The 17,136-nt window shown below is 65.3% G+C and carries 17 protein-coding genes; 3 read left to right on the top strand and 14 right to left on the bottom strand.

The window, feature by feature from the left end; translation table 11 throughout:
* The first annotated feature begins 205 nt into the window (after window positions 1–205).
* Complete coding sequence (locus PKKP23_RS00405; RefSeq protein ID WP_026121423.1) at window positions 206–1,372, top strand: porin; 1,167 nt, start codon at window positions 206–208, stop codon at window positions 1,370–1,372.
* Window positions 1,373–1,491: 119 nt separating this feature from the next.
* Here PKKP23_RS00405 and PKKP23_RS00400 read toward each other — a convergent pair whose 3' ends face one another.
* The 4 genes from PKKP23_RS00400 to PKKP23_RS00385 all read right to left on the bottom strand — a co-directional run bounded on the left by PKKP23_RS00400 (window position 1,492) and on the right by PKKP23_RS00385 (window position 4,394).
* Complete coding sequence (locus PKKP23_RS00400; protein WP_126875377.1) at window positions 1,492–2,079, bottom strand: hypothetical protein; 588 nt, start codon at window positions 2,077–2,079, stop codon at window positions 1,492–1,494.
* Window positions 2,080–2,131: 52 nt separating this feature from the next.
* The gene (locus PKKP23_RS00395) at window positions 2,132–2,575 is read right to left on the bottom strand and encodes a hypothetical protein (RefSeq protein WP_240658656.1); all 444 of its coding nucleotides are present in this window, start codon (window positions 2,573–2,575) and stop codon (window positions 2,132–2,134) included.
* A gap of 308 nt (window positions 2,576–2,883) precedes the next feature.
* Window positions 2,884–3,570, bottom strand: coding sequence for a phosphoglycolate phosphatase (gene gph, locus PKKP23_RS00390; protein WP_126875375.1), 687 nt, complete (start codon window positions 3,568–3,570; stop codon window positions 2,884–2,886).
* Window positions 3,567–4,394, bottom strand: coding sequence for an HAD family hydrolase (locus tag PKKP23_RS00385; protein WP_126875374.1), 828 nt, complete (start codon window positions 4,392–4,394; stop codon window positions 3,567–3,569). The genes gph and PKKP23_RS00385 overlap by 4 nt, the downstream gene beginning before the upstream one ends.
* Before the next feature lie 454 nt (window positions 4,395–4,848).
* On the opposite strand from PKKP23_RS00385, the gene PKKP23_RS00380 reads away from it, so the two are divergent.
* Window positions 4,849–5,955, top strand: coding sequence for a YVTN family beta-propeller repeat protein (locus tag PKKP23_RS00380; protein ID WP_126875373.1), 1,107 nt, complete (start codon window positions 4,849–4,851; stop codon window positions 5,953–5,955).
* 87 nt (window positions 5,956–6,042) lie between these two features.
* On the opposite strand, the gene PKKP23_RS00375 is transcribed toward PKKP23_RS00380, so the two are convergent.
* The gene (locus tag PKKP23_RS00375; RefSeq protein ID WP_126875372.1) at window positions 6,043–8,478 is read right to left on the bottom strand and encodes a TonB-dependent receptor; all 2,436 of its coding nucleotides are present in this window, start codon (window positions 8,476–8,478) and stop codon (window positions 6,043–6,045) included.
* A gap of 226 nt (window positions 8,479–8,704) precedes the next feature.
* Here PKKP23_RS00375 and PKKP23_RS00370 point away from each other — a divergent pair, with 226 nt between their 5' ends.
* The gene (locus tag PKKP23_RS00370; RefSeq protein ID WP_126875371.1) at window positions 8,705–9,742 is read left to right on the top strand and encodes a histidine kinase; all 1,038 of its coding nucleotides are present in this window, start codon (window positions 8,705–8,707) and stop codon (window positions 9,740–9,742) included.
* Here the strand turns inward: PKKP23_RS00370 and PKKP23_RS00365 are convergent.
* The 9 genes from PKKP23_RS00365 to fhcD all read right to left on the bottom strand — a co-directional run bounded on the left by PKKP23_RS00365 (window position 9,712) and on the right by fhcD (window position 17,085).
* The gene (locus tag PKKP23_RS00365; RefSeq protein ID WP_017774748.1) at window positions 9,712–10,383 is read right to left on the bottom strand and encodes a response regulator; all 672 of its coding nucleotides are present in this window, start codon (window positions 10,381–10,383) and stop codon (window positions 9,712–9,714) included. The two genes, PKKP23_RS00370 and PKKP23_RS00365, sit on opposite strands and share 31 nt — an antisense overlap.
* Window positions 10,380–11,612 (bottom strand): pyrroloquinoline quinone biosynthesis protein PqqE, encoded by a 1,233-nt coding sequence (gene pqqE / locus PKKP23_RS00360; protein WP_126875370.1) that lies wholly within the window; start codon window positions 11,610–11,612, stop codon window positions 10,380–10,382. The genes PKKP23_RS00365 and pqqE overlap by 4 nt, the downstream gene beginning before the upstream one ends.
* Window positions 11,613–11,616: 4 nt before the next feature.
* Window positions 11,617–11,880 carry a pyrroloquinoline quinone biosynthesis peptide chaperone PqqD gene (pqqD, locus tag PKKP23_RS00355; protein WP_017774750.1) on the bottom strand — a complete coding sequence of 88 codons (264 nt, stop codon included), beginning with the start codon at window positions 11,878–11,880 and terminating at the stop codon, window positions 11,617–11,619.
* Window positions 11,877–12,617: a pyrroloquinoline-quinone synthase PqqC gene (gene pqqC, locus PKKP23_RS00350; RefSeq protein ID WP_017774751.1), complete on the bottom strand. Its 741-nt coding sequence runs from the start codon at window positions 12,615–12,617 to the stop codon at window positions 11,877–11,879. Before pqqC ends, pqqD begins: the two co-directional genes overlap by 4 nt.
* A 51-nt stretch (window positions 12,618–12,668) precedes the next feature.
* A complete protein-coding gene (pqqB, locus tag PKKP23_RS00345; RefSeq protein ID WP_042300841.1) occupies window positions 12,669–13,613 on the bottom strand; it encodes a pyrroloquinoline quinone biosynthesis protein PqqB in 945 nt (314 codons plus the stop codon).
* On the bottom strand, window positions 13,610–14,635 hold the full coding sequence (locus tag PKKP23_RS00340) for an alpha/beta fold hydrolase (protein WP_126875369.1): 1,026 nt from the start codon (window positions 14,633–14,635) through the stop codon (window positions 13,610–13,612). Before PKKP23_RS00340 ends, pqqB begins: the two co-directional genes overlap by 4 nt.
* The gene (locus tag PKKP23_RS00335) at window positions 14,632–15,201 is read right to left on the bottom strand and encodes a cytochrome b (RefSeq protein ID WP_126875368.1); all 570 of its coding nucleotides are present in this window, start codon (window positions 15,199–15,201) and stop codon (window positions 14,632–14,634) included. The genes PKKP23_RS00340 and PKKP23_RS00335 overlap by 4 nt, the downstream gene beginning before the upstream one ends.
* An 82-nt stretch (window positions 15,202–15,283) precedes the next feature.
* Window positions 15,284–16,108: a formylmethanofuran dehydrogenase subunit C gene (locus PKKP23_RS00330; RefSeq protein ID WP_126875367.1), complete on the bottom strand. Its 825-nt coding sequence runs from the start codon at window positions 16,106–16,108 to the stop codon at window positions 15,284–15,286.
* Window positions 16,105–17,085: a formylmethanofuran--tetrahydromethanopterin N-formyltransferase gene (fhcD, locus tag PKKP23_RS00325; protein WP_126875366.1), complete on the bottom strand. Its 981-nt coding sequence runs from the start codon at window positions 17,083–17,085 to the stop codon at window positions 16,105–16,107. Before fhcD ends, PKKP23_RS00330 begins: the two co-directional genes overlap by 4 nt.
* Window positions 17,086–17,136: the final 51 nt, after the last annotated feature.

Here is a 17,136-nt window from a genome sequence, read left to right as displayed (position 1 = left end):
CGCGAAGCTGGTGCGAACCTTGCGTTCGATACCGCGTGTTCGTCGGCTCGTGGCCACACGTTCCGTGTTGTCACAGCCTCTGCTTCACCACTGCGTCGCACGCGGTTTCGAACTGGTGCAATGGCATGCCCTTGTTTGCGGCATGGCCGGCGCTATCCATGAAAGTCCGCCAGAATTTGCCAAGATCAAAACGGAGCTTGAAAGCATGAAGAAAACCTTGCTGACGTTGACACTCACCGGCGCCTTTGCCGCTTGCGCGCACGCGCAAAGCAGTGTGACCCTGTATGGTCTCATCGACACCGGGCTCACCTACACGAACAACCAGGGCGGCCACAGCGCCTGGCAGATGGCGACGAGTTCCACGCAGAACACCGTGTTCGGCCTGAAAGGCTCGGAAGACCTGGGCGGCGGCCTGCATGCCAACTTCAAGCTGGAGCAGGGCTTCAACCTGAACAACGGCACCCAGGCGTTCCCCGGCGACGGCTTCGGTTCGCAGGCGTGGGTGGGGCTGCAAAGCGATCCGTATGGTTCGCTCACGTTCGGCCGCCAGTTCGACGTGGTCAACGACCTGCTCGGACCGCTCTCCGCGGAGGCCAACACCTGGGGCGGCAACATGGCTGCGCATCCGTTCGAGAACGACAATCTCGCGGCCAATTCCGTCGTGATCAACAACGCGGTGAAGTACACGAGCCCCACGTTCTACGGCGCGACCTTCGAAGGCATGTACGCGTTCAGCAACAAGGCGGGCGCATTCGCGGACAACCGCGCCTACGGCTTCGCGCTCTCATGGGCACAAGGCCCCGTGAATCTCGCGGCGGGCTATCTGCAATTCAACAACGCGGGCGGCGGCGTGACGGGCACCACGCCGAACGGTGCGATTTCGCAGGGCGACGGCAGCGCGAACTTCGTGGCGCAGCGTCAGCGCATCTGGGGCGCGGGCGGCAACTACACGTTCGGGCCGGCAACGGTGGGGCTCGTCTGGAGCCACACGCAGATCGACAACATGGCAGGCGTGTTCTCGTTCGGCACGGGCGGCTATCTGCCGCTCGCGGGAACGCTGCGGCTCGACAACTACGAGGTGAACGCCAAGTACGCGATCACGCCGGCGTGGAGCGTTTCGGGGGCCTACACGTACACGGATGGCGCTTACGGCAGCGGCACGACGGTCGCGTATCCCGCGTGGCATTCGGTCATGCTGCAAACCGACTACTCGCTCAGCAAGCGCACCGACGTCTATCTGGAAAGTGTCTATCAACACGTGCGCGGTGCGCCGGCCGGCACCGTGCTGAGCGAAGCGATGATCAATACGCTGTCGCCTTCGTCCACCGGCACGCAGGTGGCGGTGACGGTGGGGTTGCGGCACGCGTTCTAGGCGAGGTTTGCAGCCGGACTGCAAGAGAAAGGCCTGCAAACGAAGCGACGGGCCTGCACTGTTACTCATGATCGCCTCATGAAGCCGTGCGGGCCGCCGTATATCTCTTTGCCGCAGCGTTACTTATGCAATTCCGGCGCGCCTGCAAGCGAGTCCTGCAGCTTCGTGACGGCGTCCGCGGTAGCCAGTTGGGCTGCCAGGCCGAAGTTGCGGCGGAATTCGCTGAATTCCGCGTGGCCCGTGCCCGTGACCTTCTCTGTCACAACCTGTTGGCCCGCCGGGTCCGTCACCGTGCACGTGAGCGTGACGGAAAAGTCGGTCGGCGGCCATGTCAGGAGGCTCGGCGACGAAGACGTCGTCACGATAGTCGGCACGACCACGTAATCCAGATGCTTGGCGCGAATGGTTTCGGCGTCCGGTGCAGCTTTCAGTTTGGTCACGTTCTTGAACACGTGGCCCAACCCGACATACAGCGGCAACTCGAGATCGCGGTACGGGTGATAGCTAACCTTGTCGCCGCCACCGCCCGGCGTAATGACTTCGCGGCCGGCCTCATCGTCGGTGATGACGAGCGCGACGGTCTTGTCGAGTGGCGCCGTCTGGAGTGCAGGCAGCCTGGTGGGATCGCCCGTCAACGAAATTTCATGCGCGCAGCCGGACAGCACGGCGATCAGGCTGGCAACGGCCACGGTGCGAATCATCGTCATTGTTTTAATCCTCGTTCGTGTGGTTGGTGTATTCAAAGCTCGAAGCGGCGTCTTAATCGATTGCCTTGCGGAAGGCCGGGTCGGCATATAGCGCACCGAGCAGCTTCTGCACGGCGATCGGATATTCCTCTCTCGCTTTCGGTACGGCGATCATGGCCGCGAATGCGGAATCCCATTGCGTTTGCGCGCTTACGACGTTGTCGTAGCGAATGTCGCCACTGCGCGTCACCACGAAGCGCGCGGCGAGTTTCGCGCCGCCTTGGGCAAGACCTGCGTCGATGTCGTTCGTGATCAAGGTGGCCTTGATTTCGACGTCGCTTTGCGGCGAGAGCTTGCCTGCCATCGTGAGTTCTCGGGTCATTGCGTCCGCCAGATAGTCGCCGAACGACTTTCCGACAGGCGAGCGCATTGAATCTGCGCGCAGCGGCACGGGGTAGTAATTGGCCGGGCCCGGGGTCGAAGAAAATTCGCCAAGCCGCGCATGTGCAGCGGGCATGCTCTTCAGGGACTCGATATTGTCGACAGAGGGGGAATAAGGCGGGGCAACCATTGAACAGGCGCCGAGCAAGACGGCGGGCGCTGCAAGCAACAGGCGCATGCGGCGAATGGGCATGGAAAATCCCTCGTGCGGTGAGCGGTTATTGTTGATCGCCTTGAGGCCGAGGCCGGCCCTGGCTCTTGTGATTTACCGCCCGTATTACGGCCGCATTGTCCGAATCTTTAGTTTTCGTTCTGGACCACTTCGCATTGCGATGCGAAGTGCATAGACATGCAAACATGCGGCGTCGGCGTGAGAAATGCCCCTTACTGCTCCGACACTGCCCTCGCCCGCGCCAGTAACGCGGGCAACATCTCGAACGAATCGATGAGTCCATCGCAAGGCAGGGCCTGCGCGCCGTTCGGCCCTGCGTAACCGTAGGTGACGATGAAGACGGGTATGCCCGCGGCCTGCGCGGCCGCTACGTCGACGGGCGAGTCGCCCACGAGCACCGCGTTCGCGGCGTCCGCGCCGAGCAGTTCCGCCGCATGCCATAGCGGCTCGGGCGCGGGCTTCATGTGGGGAATCGAGTCGCCCGCCACGAGGGCATCGAGGTGGCGGGAGAGGCCCGTCAGCGCAAGCAGCGGCGCCGCGAGCGACCGCGGCTTGTTGGTGACGCAGGCAAGCGCATACCCCTCGCGCTTCAGCGCGGCGAGCCCTTCCGTCACGCCGCTATAGACCGTGCCGAGGCGCCCGTTCACCTGCGCGTAGTAGTGGTGAAACACGGGCTCGGCGCGCCCTGCGCTCAAACGCCGGTCGAGGTGCGCAGCTTCGAGCGAGCGCCGCACGAGTGCCGGCACGCCGCGGCCAATCAGACCGCGTACCGTCTCCAGCGTCAGCGGTTCGGCGCCGAACTCGGCCAGCATGAAATTGACGGCGGCGGCGATGTCCGCCGCCGTATCGACCATCGTGCCGTCCAGATCGACGAGCACTGCACGTGTCGGGCCGCTCATCGGCGTACCGCCGGGTTGCCTGTGATTCCAGCGGGCGTGGCAAAGCTCGCGGGCCTGATCGCGGCGCCTGGGAACAGCGTGTTGCCGTGCCAGCGGCGTAGCGTGGCCAGATCGACGATCGTGCACGGCTCGTGCGTGGCATGCAGCGCGAGCGGCTGATCCGGGTCGCCCAGATGCGGTAGCACGCGCAAGGCGTCGTCGAAATCGTGATGGGCCGTGTAGGCCGTAGGCGTCACGATGGTGGGAATGCGCGCGGCGCGGGCGGCACGCAGGCCGTTCACCGAGTCTTCGAAGGCGATGCAGTCGTTGCCGCTCAAGGCGAGCCGTTGCAGCACGTCGAAGTAGACGTCGGGCGCGGGCTTCTTCACGGGCGTGGTGTGGCCGTCGCAGATGGCGGCGAAGCGGTGGCGCCAGTCGGTGCCGAACGGCGTGCTGAGCAACGCGTCCAGATTGCCGGGCGTCGTGGTGGTGGCGATGGCCACGGGCACGCCGGCGGCGTTGGCCTCATCGATGAGCCGCGCAATGCCGGGCCGCAGCGGCAGGCCGCCATCGCGCAGAAGCGCCGCGTAGTGGCGCGTCTTGATGGCATGCACGGCGTCGATCACTTCGCTCACACGCGAGCCCGCGGCCTCTTCAGGGTCGGTGATGCGCCAGTAGTGAAGCAGCCGTTCCTTGCCGCCTGCGACGGAAAGCAACCGCGTATAGAGCGGCTCGTCCCAGTGCCAGTCCAGCCCGGCCTCGGCGAAGGCCGCGTTGAAGGCCTTGCGATGAGCGGCTTCGGTGTCGGCGAGTGTGCCGTCAACGTCGAAAATGAGCGCTTGCATGGGCTGGTCCTGTGAGGGTCCCGCTGGCAGGGTGGTGGGTAGTCCCCGTCGATAGTCCGGTCGGCAGTTCGCGGCGGCGGCTGCGAGCGTGGGTGCAAGCCGCGAGACATGGGCCGGCAGATGAGCCGGTTCATTGACCGGTTCATTGACCGATTCATTGGCCGATTCATGAGCCCGACAATAGCGAAGCAGCGCGGCGATGTGAATTCAGACATTCTTTCGTTGCCGATAAGCCGGGGTTTATTTCGGGAAGTTCTCCCGTTTAGCCTCCATTGCCAAACTGCGTGCCGATGGGCTAACTTGGACCATTGAGCTTCGCCGTGCGCGGTCGCGCCACACAACCGCGCGCAACGCTTCCGATACGGACAAGGAGAACAAGATGCTGGAGACACGCTGTTCCTTCCCTCCCTTGAAACCCGCTGCTGCAGAACGAGCCCATCCCGCAAGGCGCCGCGTGCGTCCGCTGACGCTGGCCGTTGCGTTCGCGCTTGCGGCCGGCACGGCGGTAGGGGCTACGAGTGCTAACGCAGCCGGTGCAGCCGATGCGTCGGCGCCCACGGCCTACGTCACTTCCGAGAAGGCCGGCGTTGGCGTGATCGACCTGAATCAGATGACGCTCGCGAAGACCTTCCCGGTTGGCGCGGACGGTCCGCGCGGCCTGAGCCTCAACGCGGACGGCACGCGCCTGCTGGTGGCGAACAAGAACACGCGCGACCTTGCCGTGATCGATACGGCCACGGGCAACGTCGTGAAGCGCGTAAAGATCGGCAAAAACCCCGAGTATGTGCGCGTGCACAACGGCTACGCCTACGTGACCTACGAACCGGGCGAGGACGGTGGTCCGCCCAATGGAAAACCCGGAAAACCCGGAAAACCCGACAACCCCGGAAAAACCGGCAAACCGGCTGCGGAAGACGACGACGCGAACAAGCCGCCCGCCGAAATCGCCATCGTCGACATGAAGACGTGGCGCGTGATCCGCTCTGTCACGAGTGGCCACGAGACCGAAGGCATTGCGTTTTCGCCGGATAGCGACGCGATGCTCGTCACCAACGAAGGCGACGACACCGTGTCGGTCTACCACGCCCGCACGGGTCAACCCATTCGCACGGTGAAGCTCACGGCGGGCGGCCGGCCGCGCGGCATCACGGTGTCGCCGGACGGCAAGTATTACGTGGTCACGCTCGAATCGCTGAGCAAGTTCGTGGTGCTGGACGCGCACGACTTCAGCGTGGTGAAGACCGTGGACACGAAGCTCGGGCCATACGGCATCACGTTCGGCCCCGAAGGGCAGCGGCTTTTGGTGGCCGCCGCGCGTGACAAGACGCTGCAGGTGTTCGACGGCCACAGCTTCGAGCACGTTACGGACGTGCCCATCGGGCAGCGCTGCTGGCACTTCAGCTTCACGCCGGACGGCACGAAGCTGATGCTGGCCTGCGGGCGCTCGGACGCGGTCTACGTGCTCGATGCGAAGAGCTATCAGCCCATCAAGCAGATCGGCGACCTGCCGCTTGCCTGGGGCATCGTCACGTGGCCGCGCAGCGACGGCACGATCGACTGAAGACGCATCACGGCATCAAAGCTCACGCGTGCGTCACACGCGTGAGCCTGTCGCTCCACGCATGCAAGGCACGCATGCTCCTGCCGCCTACTTCCACGCGTATCGCAGTCCCACCCACATGCCGCGCGGCGCACCGGGTCCCACGAACTGTTCGTTCACCGGGTTCGCACCGTCGAACGTGTGGCCGGGCCCGTTGAAGAAGTTTTCGCCCAGCACGCCGTAGCTCGCATAACGCTTGTCGAGCAGGTTCGTCACCGTGGCGAACAGTTGCAGCTGCTTCGTGGCCTGCCAGGTCGTATCGAGGTCGATCAGGAAGTAGCCCGCAATCTTGCCGTTCACGTCCTGGTTGTTTTCGTCGCCCTGCGCGTAGATGCTGCCGCGCCACGTCAGGTTCGTGCCGATGTTCCACTTCGGCAGCGGCTTGTAATCGAGCCGCAGTTTCACGGTATTTTGCGGAATGCCCGGAATATGGTCGCCGGACTTCACGGTGATGTTGCCCGACGCATCCGCGCTCGAATTGCTCGCGCTGTTTTCAGTCCACGTCGAGCGATAAGTGGCGTTCACATAGCTATAGCTCGCGGTCACGGCGAACGGGCCGAACTCGCTGCGCCCCGCGAGTTCCAGGCCCTGGCGCCGCGTTCTGCCGACATTCTGGAAGAAGCCCTGGTTGCTCGACGCGCCGTTGCTGCTCACGAACTGGATGTCGTTGTCGAGCGTGGTGCTGTAGACGGCCGCACTCCACGTGGTGCTCGCGCCGATGCGTCCGCGCGCGCCCACCTCGAACGTCTTCGAGATCACAGGCTCCAACGCCGGGTCCGCCACGAATTCGTTCGGCAGCGAGCAGGGCGCGGCAGGGTCCGCGCAGGCGAGTTCGATGGCCGTAGGCGAGCGCATGCCTTCGTTGTACGTGGCGTAGGCCGTGAAGTTGCGCGTGGGATTCCAGTTGATGCCCACGGCGGGATTGAAGCGTGAAAACGTGTGGTGGCCGTCGAGTTGCGGCTGGATGCCGCTTTCGTCGCCGATGGTGGCCGACGCCCAGTTGTAGCGACCCGCCAACGTCAGCGCCCATTGCTTCGTGAGCGAGAGCGTGTCGCTGAAGTAGACGCCGTAGTTGGCCGAATGCGTTCGCGCGTCGGTCTGCAGCGCGTAGTCGCCAATGCCCACTGTCGCACGCGTCGACGTAAACGCGGCGTCCTGAGACGAAGACGTGTAATGCGAGTTCGAGAGATCGGCCGACACACCCGAAACGAACTGGTTGTCCATGCCCGCGAGCTTGCCGAGCAGCGTGAGTTGCAAGCTGCCGCCGTAGCTGCCCGTAGAGACGATGGACTGGACGTTCGTGGCCTCCAGCGTGTTGACGGTGCCGTCCGCGTTCAGCGACCCGAAGTCGGGGTTGTTGTTGCTGCTGAGGTTGCTGTTGCGGAACTGGCGGAAGTAGGCGTTGCCGCTCAGCTCCACGTTGTCGTTGAAGAAGTGATCGCCCGAAAGCGTGGCGTAGCCCACGCTGTTCTTGTTTTCGTCCGGGAACGTGTACGGTTGCGCGGGGTTGCTCAGGAACGAGCGCGGAATCGTCTGGCTGCCGTGCAGGTCGTTGTCTGCGCCGCCAGCGGAAAACGAGAGCGTGGTGTCCGCGTCCGTGTAGCGCAGCTTGCCGAAGGCCTGGCGCACGCGGCTGGCATTTTGCGCGGCCCAGCCGTTGTCGTTTGCGGCGCCGGCGGTCACGTAGTAGTCCAGATTCTGGCCGATGGTGCCGCCCTGTTCGATCTGCGCGGTCTTGCGGCCCCACGAGCCTACCTGCACTTCGGCTTCGCCGCCGGGGCTCGTCTTGCCGTTCTTGGTGGTGATCGCAATGGCGCCGCCCAGCGTATTGAGCCCGTAGGTGGGATTGGAGCCGGGAATGAGCTGGATGGTATCGATGGCCTGCGACGGAATCAGGTCCCAGTTCACGATGTCGCCGAAGGGCTCGTTCACGCGCACGCCGTCCACGAATACCGAGAGCCCTTGCGGCGTGCCCAGCAGCGGCGACGCCGTGAAGCCGCGGTAATTCACGTTCATTTGCCAGGGATCGCCCTGGGCGTCGGAGATATCGACGCTCGGCAGGTTCTTCGCGAAATAGTCGATCAGCGTGTTGCGATGCTGTGCGTCGATGTCTTTGGCGTGCACCGTTTGCACGTTGGCGGGCACCTGGGCGAGCGGGGTGCCGATGCCGAGTAACGGCGTGGTGCCCACGACAACGACGGGTGCGAGCGTGGCTTCGGGGAGCGGTGTGTTTGCCGCGCTGTTGCCAGCGTCGTTGCCAGCGCTATTGCCCGCGTTGTTGCCCGATGCGTTTGGCGCTTCAGCTGCGGCAGCGGGCCGAGAAGCAGCGGGCTGAGAAGCAGCCGTTGCAGCCGCGGGCGTGGCCTGCGCCCACGCCGCCCCCGGAAGACCCGTCAGCGCACCCGTGATGCACGCGCCAAACACACCAAGACCGGCGCGCCGCATGCGCAGACGCCTGCGGCGCAAATGGATTGGAATGCTCATTGTCTCTGCTCCACCTGTTCGAAGTCTTTTGTTGTTCGCCACAGATCATTGCCACGCGCGATGTCTGCGTGCTGAAAGCTTCGCACAAGGCATGGCATGCAGAACCGGGAGCTTTTCCTGATCTTGCCCGGAACCCTTCCCGAAGCCATAAAAGGCCGCTAAAAGACGTCGAAAGCGCCTGTAAAACAGTGCTCGCGCGCGCATGGGCTGAGTACAATCGAGCGGAATGGCACACGACCCAACCGACCTGTCTAGCGTTCCCAAGGCTCCTGAGGCGAGCCCGCAGCCGTCACGTTCCGTTGCGTGGCGCGATCTGCTTTGCGTTGTCGTCATCACGGTGGTCGCGTGGCTGCTCGCCATGATGTTCGACTTCAGCGAACTGACCTACCGCTTCACGCGCCACCTCGAACGCTTTCAGCTGGACGAATTGCCCGCCACGTTATGTGTGCTCGCCGTGGGCCTTGCGTGGTTCTCGTGGCGACGCTATCGCGAAACGCAGCGCGAACTGGCGCGCCGCCGCATGCTGGAAGAAGAGGCCGAGCGGCTGCTCGCGGACAACCGGCGTCTTGCGAATCAGGCATTAGACGCGCAGGAGCAGGAACGCCGGCACCTCGCGCGCGAACTGCACGACGAGTTGGGGCAATACCTGAATGCGATGTCGCTGGACGCCTCGCGCGTGCGTGACCTCTCGGGCGAACGCGAACCCGAGATTCATCGCATTGCGCTCGCGCTCGTGCAGAGCGCGGGTCACGTCTACCGGCAGATCGGCGGCATGATCCGCAGGCTGCGGCCTATCGGGCTTGACGAATTCGGCTTGCCGAGCGCCCTCGAACATTGCGTGGACGGCTGGCGCGAACGGCTGCCCGACGCGTCGTTTTCGCTCACTATCGAAGGCGATTTCAGCGGACTCTCCGACGTGCTCAACATCACGCTCTACCGGCTCGTGCAGGAAGGGCTCACGAACGTGTCGAAATTCGCGCGCACGTCGCGCGTCGAGATCTTTCTCGTGCGGGCGCCGCGCGATGCGGCGGCGGGACAGGTGAGCGAGGGCGCGCAGGGCGACGACGAGATCATCGTCTCGATGGCGGACAACGGTCCAGGCACGGACCTGGGCGAGCCGCGTGCGGGGCTCGGGCTCATCGGGATGCGCGAGCGTGTGGAAGCACTGGGTGGCGAGTTTCAGCTGGCGAGCAAACCCGGCGAAGGCTTTCTGTTCTGTGCGCGTCTTCCGGCTCAGGCGGGGCTCGCCGGCCCCGTGAATTGAAGACCCTGAAGGCCTAAACGGCTCGCCATCTGCGCGAGCTGTACGCCGTTGTCGGCGCCGAACTTCTGGCGAATTACCGACTGGTGATTCGCCACGGTCTTTTGCGAAAGCCCCAGCTTTTCCGCGATGCTCTGCAACGTGTAGCCCTGCACGAGCAGCCGCAGTACTTCGAATTCGCGCGCGGAGAGTTGACGCCCCGGCGGACCTTCGCTGAATGCGTGGCGCAACGCGAGCGTTTGCGAAATATCGGGGCTCAGATAGCTCGCGCGCCTCGCCACTGTGCGCACCGCTTCCACCAGCACGTCCGGCGCGCTGGCCTTCGTCACGTAGCCGAGGGCGCCCGCATCCAGCGCGCGGCGCACGAAGATGGCTTCCTCATGAACGCTGAAAATCAGCACGCGCGCATGCGGTTCGCGTGCCAGCATGCGGCGCATGGCTTCAATGCCGCTTGCACCCGGCAACGACACGTCCATCACCACCACGTCCGGTTGCAGCGTGCAGAAGCGTTGGTAGGCCGCGGCGGCGTCGGCCGCTTCGCCGCATACGTTCACGTCGGCGTTGAGTTCGAGCAGACGCCGGTAGCCCTCGCGCACCACGGCGTGATCGTCGACGAGCAGGACGGAAATGGCGTTCTCGGTCATCGCACGGCTCCCGCGGTATCCGATGTGTGGTCGGTGTGCTCTGTCTGCGCGGCCAGCGCCCGCGAGTTGGCGTCGTTGCGAAACAGGATGGGTTGCTCGCGCAGGGCCGATGTTGGCGTCGATCGAGCCATTGCCGCCTCGCGCACCACGCTCACCACTTTTTCATGCATAGGCGACTTGTCGCAGACAGGGTCCGCATTGGCCGCGTCGCCCGTGAGCAGATACGCCTGGCAGCGGCAGCCGCCCAGGTCTTTCTCTTTTTCGTCGCAACTGCGGCACGGCTCTTTCATCCACGACGTGCCGCGATAGTGATTGAACGCGTCGCTCTCGTACCAGATGCTGCGCAGCGGCTGTTCGGTCACCTTCGGGAAGACGAGCCCCGGCAGATCGCGGGCCGCGTGGCAGGGCAGCGCGGTGCCGTCCGGCGCCACGCCCAGAAACACCGCGCCCCAGCCGTTCATGCAGCGCTTGGGGCGCCGTTCGAAATAGTCGGGTACCACGAAGAAGATCTTGCAGAGGTCGCCATGGGTTTCGCGATAGCGCTGCACCACGGCCTCCGCCTCTTCCAGTTGTTCGCGCGTGGGCATGAGTTGCGCCTGGTTCGCCTTGGCCCAGCCGTAGTACTGCGTGTTGGCGAGTTCCAGGTACTCGGCACCCATTGCAAGCGCCATCTCGATAATGCGGTCCACGTGCGGCAGGTTGTAGCGATGCAGCACGCAGTTGAGCACCATCGGAAAACCGTGCGCCTTGATGAGGCTCGCCACACGCCGCTTCAGATCGAACGTGCGCGTGCTGGAAAGGAAGTCGTTGAGTTCCTGCGTGGAGTCCTGAAACGAGAGCTGAATGTGATCCAGGCCCGCAGCCTTCAGGTCGCCGATGCGCTTTTCCGTGAGCCCGATGCCGGAGGTGATGAGGTTCGTGTAGAAGCCTAGCTTGCGCGCTTCGGCCACGAGCACTTCGAGGTCGTCGCGCAGCAGCGGCTCGCCGCCGGAAAAGCCCAGTTGAGCCGCGCCCAGCGCGCGCGCTTCGCGCAGCACGTCGAGCCATTGCGCCGTATCCAGTTCGCGATTGTGTGCCGCGTAGTTCACCGGGTTCGAGCAGAACACGCAATGCAGCGGGCAACGGTAGGTGAGTTCGGCAAGCAGCCACAGCGGCGGCGGCACGTCGGGCGCTGCGGTTTGCGACGCGGCGGCAGCGGGAGAGGCAAAGGCAGCAGCAGGTTCGTTCATGGCACTACTCCAGCCAGCCGCGCCGCTGCGCTTCGGCCACGAATGAGCGGACTTCGCCGCCGATGTCCGTGGCGTTGAAGGCCTGTTCGAGATCGGCGATCAGCGTGTCGATGTTGCGCGTGCCGTCGCAGCGCTTCAGGATTTCGGCGGCGCTCTGGTTCAGCTTCACCATGCCTTCGGGGTACAGCAGCACGTGCGCGTTTTGCGCCGGCTCCCATTGCATGCGGAACAGCGTTTTCAGCTTCAGGTTGTGCGCTTCGTCAGTCATTGCGGGAAGGCCTTTTCGATCGAGTCCAGCATCGTCCAGAGAATGTCGAGCTTGAATTGCAGTATCTCGAGCGCCCGTTCCTGCTGGTCGCGCCGCGTGAAGTGGTCGAGCGTGACTTCGAGGCCGTGCTCCACGTCGCGCTGCGCACGCGTGATGCGCGAGCGGAAGTAGTCGAGACCCACGGCGTCGATCCACGGGTAATGACCGGGCCACGTGGCGAGACGGTCGCGATGGATCTGCGGTGCAAACATCTCCGTGAGCGACGAGCACACCGCTTCCTGCCACGGCGCGCGGCGCGCGAAATTCACGTAGGCGTCCACGGCGAAACGCACGCCCGGCGTGACGAACCGCAGCGACCACAGGTCGTCGCGCGAAATACCGACGGCATCCGCCAGGCGCGCCCACGTTTCGATGCCGCCTTCGTCTTCGCCGTAGCCGTCGTGGTCCAGAATGCGCTGCATCCAGCGGCGACGCGTGGCGCGGTCGGGGCAATTGGAGAGAACGGCGGCGTCTTTGAGCGGAATGTTGATCTGGTAATAGAAGCGGTTGGCCACCCAGCCGCGAATCTGTGTGGGCGAACAGCCGCCGCTGTTCATCTTCACGTTGAACGGATGATGAATGTGGTACGACGTGCCCTTCGCGCGCAACTGTTCTTCGAATGCCTCGCGGCTCCAGGCCGGCAGCGTGGGATCGACCTCGCGTACCGGCGCTGTGCCGTAGGTGTCGTTGATGTTCATGCCGTCTCCGTTTGATTTCGTCTGGTCAGGGCGCTCAACGCATTCAAACTCTCAAAGCTCGAACGCCATGCCGTCGTACGCGACTTCGATTCCGTGGTCCGCAAGCTCGCGCCGCTCCGGGCCGTCTTCCACCAGAATCGGGTTCGTGTTGTTGATGTGGATGAGCACCTTGCGCGGTTTGCCCGTGCCGCTGCCGTTGCTTTTGTCGCTGCCGATCGAATCGAGCACCTCGATCATGCCGCCGGGCCCCGATTGCGGCAGATGGCCCATGTCAGCCGAGGTCTTCTTCGAAAGCCCGAGACGGATCATTTCGTCGCCGGTCCACAGCGTGCCGTCCACGAGCAGCAGGTCGGCTTCGCGCATGGCGGCCAGCACGTGCGGTTCGATTGCGCCCAGCCCCGGCGCATAGAACGCCCGCTTGCCCGACTGCGGATTGATGAACGTGAGGCCGATGTTGTCGCCGCGTTCCGGCGCATTGCGATGCGGCGAGTACGGCGGTGCCTTGCTCGAAAGCGGCAGCGCTTCGATCTGCAAGCCCGGCAGCGCCGCGACGGAAAAGGCGCCACCGTCCAGCGCGATGGGGTGATGCTCCACGCCGCAGTAATGCGAGAGCATGGGGCCAATCGGAAAGCCCGTGCAGAGGTCTTGCCACACGGCCTGCGTCGCGTAGAGCGGCAGCGGCGTATCGCGCTCGCGCAACATCACGAGGCCCGTGACGTGGTCGATCTGTGCGTCGATCACGAGCGCCGCGGCAATGCCGCTGTCGCGCACACGGCGCGCCGGTTGCAGTTCGGGATGCGCCGCGATCTGCGCGAGCAGGTCCGGCGACGCATTCACGAGCAGCCAGTCTTCGCCGTTCGCGCTCACCGCAATAGACGACTGCGTGCGGCGCGTCGCCTTCACCGTGCCGCGTCGCACGCCGTCGCAATTGCGGCAGTTGCAGTTCCATTGTGGAAAGCCGCCGCCTGCGGACGATCCGAGCACCTTGATTTTCATGTGGCGTAGCGCAGCGTGCGCTCCTCGCGGTTGGGTTCGGCAAACAGGCGTTCGATCGCGCGCGCCACGCGCCGGTGCAGCGCAGGGTCGCTCGCGAGATGGCCCGCGCCCGGCACGCATTCGGTCTGCGCATGCGGCACGGCACGCGCGAGACGTTGCAGATTCTGCGGCGGACACACGGGGTCGCGGCTGCCATGCACGGCGGCAATCGGCACACCGGCCTTGCCCGCGCGACGCGCCAGCGCCAGCAGCCGCGTTTCGCCCAGCCAGCAGCGATGTACGAGATAGTGCGACTGCACGCGGTACTTCGCGACAAGCCGGTCTGCACGAGCCGGCGTGACGCGAGGCGTCCGCGTGGCCGAAGCCACGGCGCCGCGTCCGCACGAACGCGCGAGCACGACGTTTTCGTAGTCGCGCCACGCGAGCGCCACGGCGCGTTGACGTGCGGGGCTCACGCCGTATTGAAGCAACGCGTGGCAACGACGCAGCAACGCGTGAGGGCGCGTGCAATGCGCAGCGGACGCAAGCTTCGTCCACTGACGCGGAGCACGATGGCGCGAAGTCACGAAGAGTCCGCGCACTTCGCGTTCCGACGCGAGAAAGAGCCCGCGCAGCACGACCGCACTTAGCGACTCGGGATGCCGCCCCGCGTAGGCGAGCGCCAGCGCCGCGCCCCACGATCCGCCCAGCACGCCCCAGCGTTCGATGCCAAGGCGCACGCGAATGGCTTCCATGTCGGCGATCAGCGCGTTGGTGCGGTTGCGGCGCACGCTGCCGCGCGGCTTCGATGCGCCCGCGCCACGCTGATCGATCAGCACGATGCGATGGCGCGAGAGATCGAAGAGCCGCAGCGCGCCCGGCTGGCTGCCGCTGCCGGGGCCACCATGCAGCACGGCCACGGGCAGTCCATCAGCTGCGCCCGCAACGGCATAGCGTACGCGGTGCCCGTCGCGCGTGCGCAGTGTTTGCGACACCTGCGACGATGGCGACCGTGAACACGGCATCATGGTAGCCACGCTCATGGCAGCATTCTCGCCATCAGGTTGTCGCGGTCGATGAACTGATGCTTGAGCGCGCCGGCAATATGCAGCGCGACGAGCACGATCATCGCGTACGCGATGTAGCGATGCGCGCCGAAGAAGAGGTGGCGCAGGCCCGCGTCGTCCCAGCCCCAACGCGGCAGCGCGAGGCCCCAGAAGCGCGTGCCGTAGCTGTTGAACGACGAGCCCAGATAACCGGTGACCGGCATGGCCACCATCCCGACATATAAAAGAACCTGCGTGGTGCGCGCGGCGGCGCGTTGCCACGGTGGCATCGGCGGAAGCGGCGGCCGGTTACGGGCCGCGCGCACCAGGATGCGCAGAAGCACCAGCAGGAAAACCGTCAACCCGAGCGACTTGTGCAAGTTGATCAGCGTGGCCTTCACGGGCAGCCCTTTGGGCAGGCCGACCATGTACAAGCCCAGCGCGAGCAGGGCGATGATGGCGAGCCCGATCAGCCAGTGCAGCACGATCAGCGAGCCCGCGTAGCGACGCGGTTCGCGCAAACCGGTGGATTGGCGTGCAGCGGGAGAATGCGCCGTCGTCATCCCGATGTCTCCTATCGTTTTTGGGTTGTGCTTTCGTTGTCGAGGTGTTCTGCCGAACACCCCTCCTTTACCGCGCGCAGGCTCAGCCGGGAATCAGTATTTCTCCCCTGCCGTCCACGGCGAGGTCGCCGGTGTAGCGCGCCGGCAGCTGCGCGGCGCTCCACGCGGAAAAAGGCGCCATTTCGCCAGCGAGGCTGCGCACGAGCAGCGACCAGAACACGCCGAAGCCGCGCCCGCCGCCCGCAAAAGTGGGCGGCAGACGTTGCGGTTCGCGTGCGAGCAGCAGCGTGCCGCGCCGCATACCGTACGCATAATGCGGGCCCAGTTCGCCGGCTATGCAGACGGTGCCCGCCACGAGCCGCGACGCTGCAAATTCGCCTGCGTTGCCGCCCACCAGCACGAGGCCGCGCCGCATGCGGTCGGCCAGGCGCGCGCCCGCGTTGCCGTGAATGGCGAGCGTGCCGCCCGTCATGCCGTCCATGTCGCCGGGCAGCGCGCTGGCCGCGAAGTCACCGGTGTTGCCGTTCACGGTGAGCCGGCCGCCACGCATCTCGCAGGCCGTGAAGTGACCCGCATTGCCGCCGACGCTCAGCACGCCGCCCGCCATGCGGTGGCCCGCGTAGTCGCCGGCCGCGCCCTGCACGACGAGGTGCCCGCCATTCATTGCGACGCCGAGCCTGTCGAGCCACGGGTCTGCGCCTTCGATCATCAGCGTGGGGCCGCCTGCATCGCTTTCGCTGCGCGCCACGTCGAACAGATCGCCTACGGCGCACGCTTCGTTGCCCGCATGCAGCACGATGCGTTCGATCTCGGCGAGCGGTTTGCTGTCGAGTAATTCGGGCAGCAGCGGCGATGCATCCACGCGAAAGCCGGGCGCCTTCTTCACACGCAGGGTCGTGGTGCTCATGCGTGGCTCCCGTCCAGTCCAGCTGCAAGGGCGTGCAGATGGAAGTGATAGGGCCCGAGCTTGCCGCCGTAGTTGCCCGCCGAAATGCGCAGCATGCCCGCCGCGCGGCCACGCGCGGTGGCGGCCACGATGCCCGTCGTCATTGCGGCGGCCACGTCGGCTTCCGTGAGCCCATCGATCACGATTTCCAGCACGCAGCCCACTTCGTCCGTGAGTTCGCTGCGCGGCGAGAGGCCCACGAGCGTGGGACAGAACGCGTCGTTGGTGGAGGCAGTCGCGCCCCGATACTTCGAGCCCACCTTCGACCCCGAGCGCACCACGCCGCCCGGAAACGGCATCACGACGTTCGGCAGCTTGCGCATCGCGGCCACGGCGGCTTCGGCGGCGGCGAGGGCGGCGTCGGTGTCGGTGGCGAGCAAAAGCAGATTGCCGCCGCCCACGGCCTTTACCGTGGGCGCCGTGTCTTCGCAGACGAACTCGCCATCCATCACCGGCACGCGCCAGTAGCGCGTGGTGCCGATCATCTTCGCAATCTGCCAGCCGTCGCCGAAGAAACGCAGCGTGCTGCCAAGCGCCGCGTTGTCCGAAAGCGGCGCGCGGCTCGTGGCGCGGTCGATACCGCCATACACCGCCGTGGTCGGGCACGTCAGCACGCATTGGCCCACGCGCCGCTCCACCTGCTTCGCCAGTTCCTTCGACGACACCGCGAACAGCAGCACGCTCACGCCCGGCCGCCCGTCGGGCGTTTCGTCGGGCGCGAGTTCGCGTTCGATACCGGCCTCGCAGCCGCAGCCGATCACCGAGGTCGCGAAGCCCGTCATGGAATGCGCGGCGTGGTGCGCCCACTGCGGCGTGTGCGCCGTCACGACGAGCCGCGTGGCCTTCATCGGGAAGGCTTCGGCGAACGTCCTGTCGATCAGCGTGCCGTTGATCGTAAGGGGCGCGGTGTCGGTCGTCGCGGGCTGTTCGTGCTCCATCTCTCGGCGCCTGGTTGGTTGCTTGATGCTTGCGTGATGCTTCCGTGAGGT

The organism is Paraburkholderia kururiensis JCM 10599 = LMG 19447, assembly GCF_003986935.1.
Lineage (GTDB): Bacteria > Pseudomonadota > Gammaproteobacteria > Burkholderiales > Burkholderiaceae > Paraburkholderia > Paraburkholderia kururiensis.
Note: the sequence above shows the minus strand (reverse complement) of the source record. Positions and strands in the feature narration are given on the sequence as shown.

Coding starts and splice junctions, on each gene's coding strand:
- PKKP23_RS00365 (WP_017774748.1), bottom strand. CDS start 10,383: ATGACCGAGAACGCCATTTCCGTCCTGCTCGTCGACGATCACGCCGTG.
- fhcD (WP_126875366.1), bottom strand. CDS start 17,085: ATGGAGCACGAACAGCCCGCGACGACCGACACCGCGCCCCTTACGATC.
- pqqE (WP_126875370.1), bottom strand. CDS start 11,612: ATGAACGAACCTGCTGCTGCCTTTGCCTCTCCCGCTGCCGCCGCGTCG.
- PKKP23_RS00375 (WP_126875372.1), bottom strand. CDS start 8,478: ATGAGCATTCCAATCCATTTGCGCCGCAGGCGTCTGCGCATGCGGCGC.
- PKKP23_RS00385 (WP_126875374.1), bottom strand. CDS start 4,394: ATGCAAGCGCTCATTTTCGACGTTGACGGCACACTCGCCGACACCGAA.
- gph (WP_126875375.1), bottom strand. CDS start 3,570: ATGAGCGGCCCGACACGTGCAGTGCTCGTCGATCTGGACGGCACGATG.
- pqqC (WP_017774751.1), bottom strand. CDS start 12,617: ATGAACATCAACGACACCTACGGCACAGCGCCGGTACGCGAGGTCGAT.
- PKKP23_RS00395 (WP_240658656.1), bottom strand. CDS start 2,575: ATGCCCGCTGCACATGCGCGGCTTGGCGAATTTTCTTCGACCCCGGGC.
- PKKP23_RS00330 (WP_126875367.1), bottom strand. CDS start 16,108: ATGAGCACCACGACCCTGCGTGTGAAGAAGGCGCCCGGCTTTCGCGTG.
- PKKP23_RS00405 (WP_026121423.1), top strand. CDS start 206: ATGAAGAAAACCTTGCTGACGTTGACACTCACCGGCGCCTTTGCCGCT.
- PKKP23_RS00340 (WP_126875369.1), bottom strand. CDS start 14,635: ATGAGCGTGGCTACCATGATGCCGTGTTCACGGTCGCCATCGTCGCAG.
- PKKP23_RS00370 (WP_126875371.1), top strand. CDS start 8,705: ATGGCACACGACCCAACCGACCTGTCTAGCGTTCCCAAGGCTCCTGAG.
- PKKP23_RS00400 (WP_126875377.1), bottom strand. CDS start 2,079: ATGACGATGATTCGCACCGTGGCCGTTGCCAGCCTGATCGCCGTGCTG.
- pqqD (WP_017774750.1), bottom strand. CDS start 11,880: ATGACTGACGAAGCGCACAACCTGAAGCTGAAAACGCTGTTCCGCATG.
- pqqB (WP_042300841.1), bottom strand. CDS start 13,613: ATGAAAATCAAGGTGCTCGGATCGTCCGCAGGCGGCGGCTTTCCACAA.
- PKKP23_RS00335 (WP_126875368.1), bottom strand. CDS start 15,201: ATGACGACGGCGCATTCTCCCGCTGCACGCCAATCCACCGGTTTGCGC.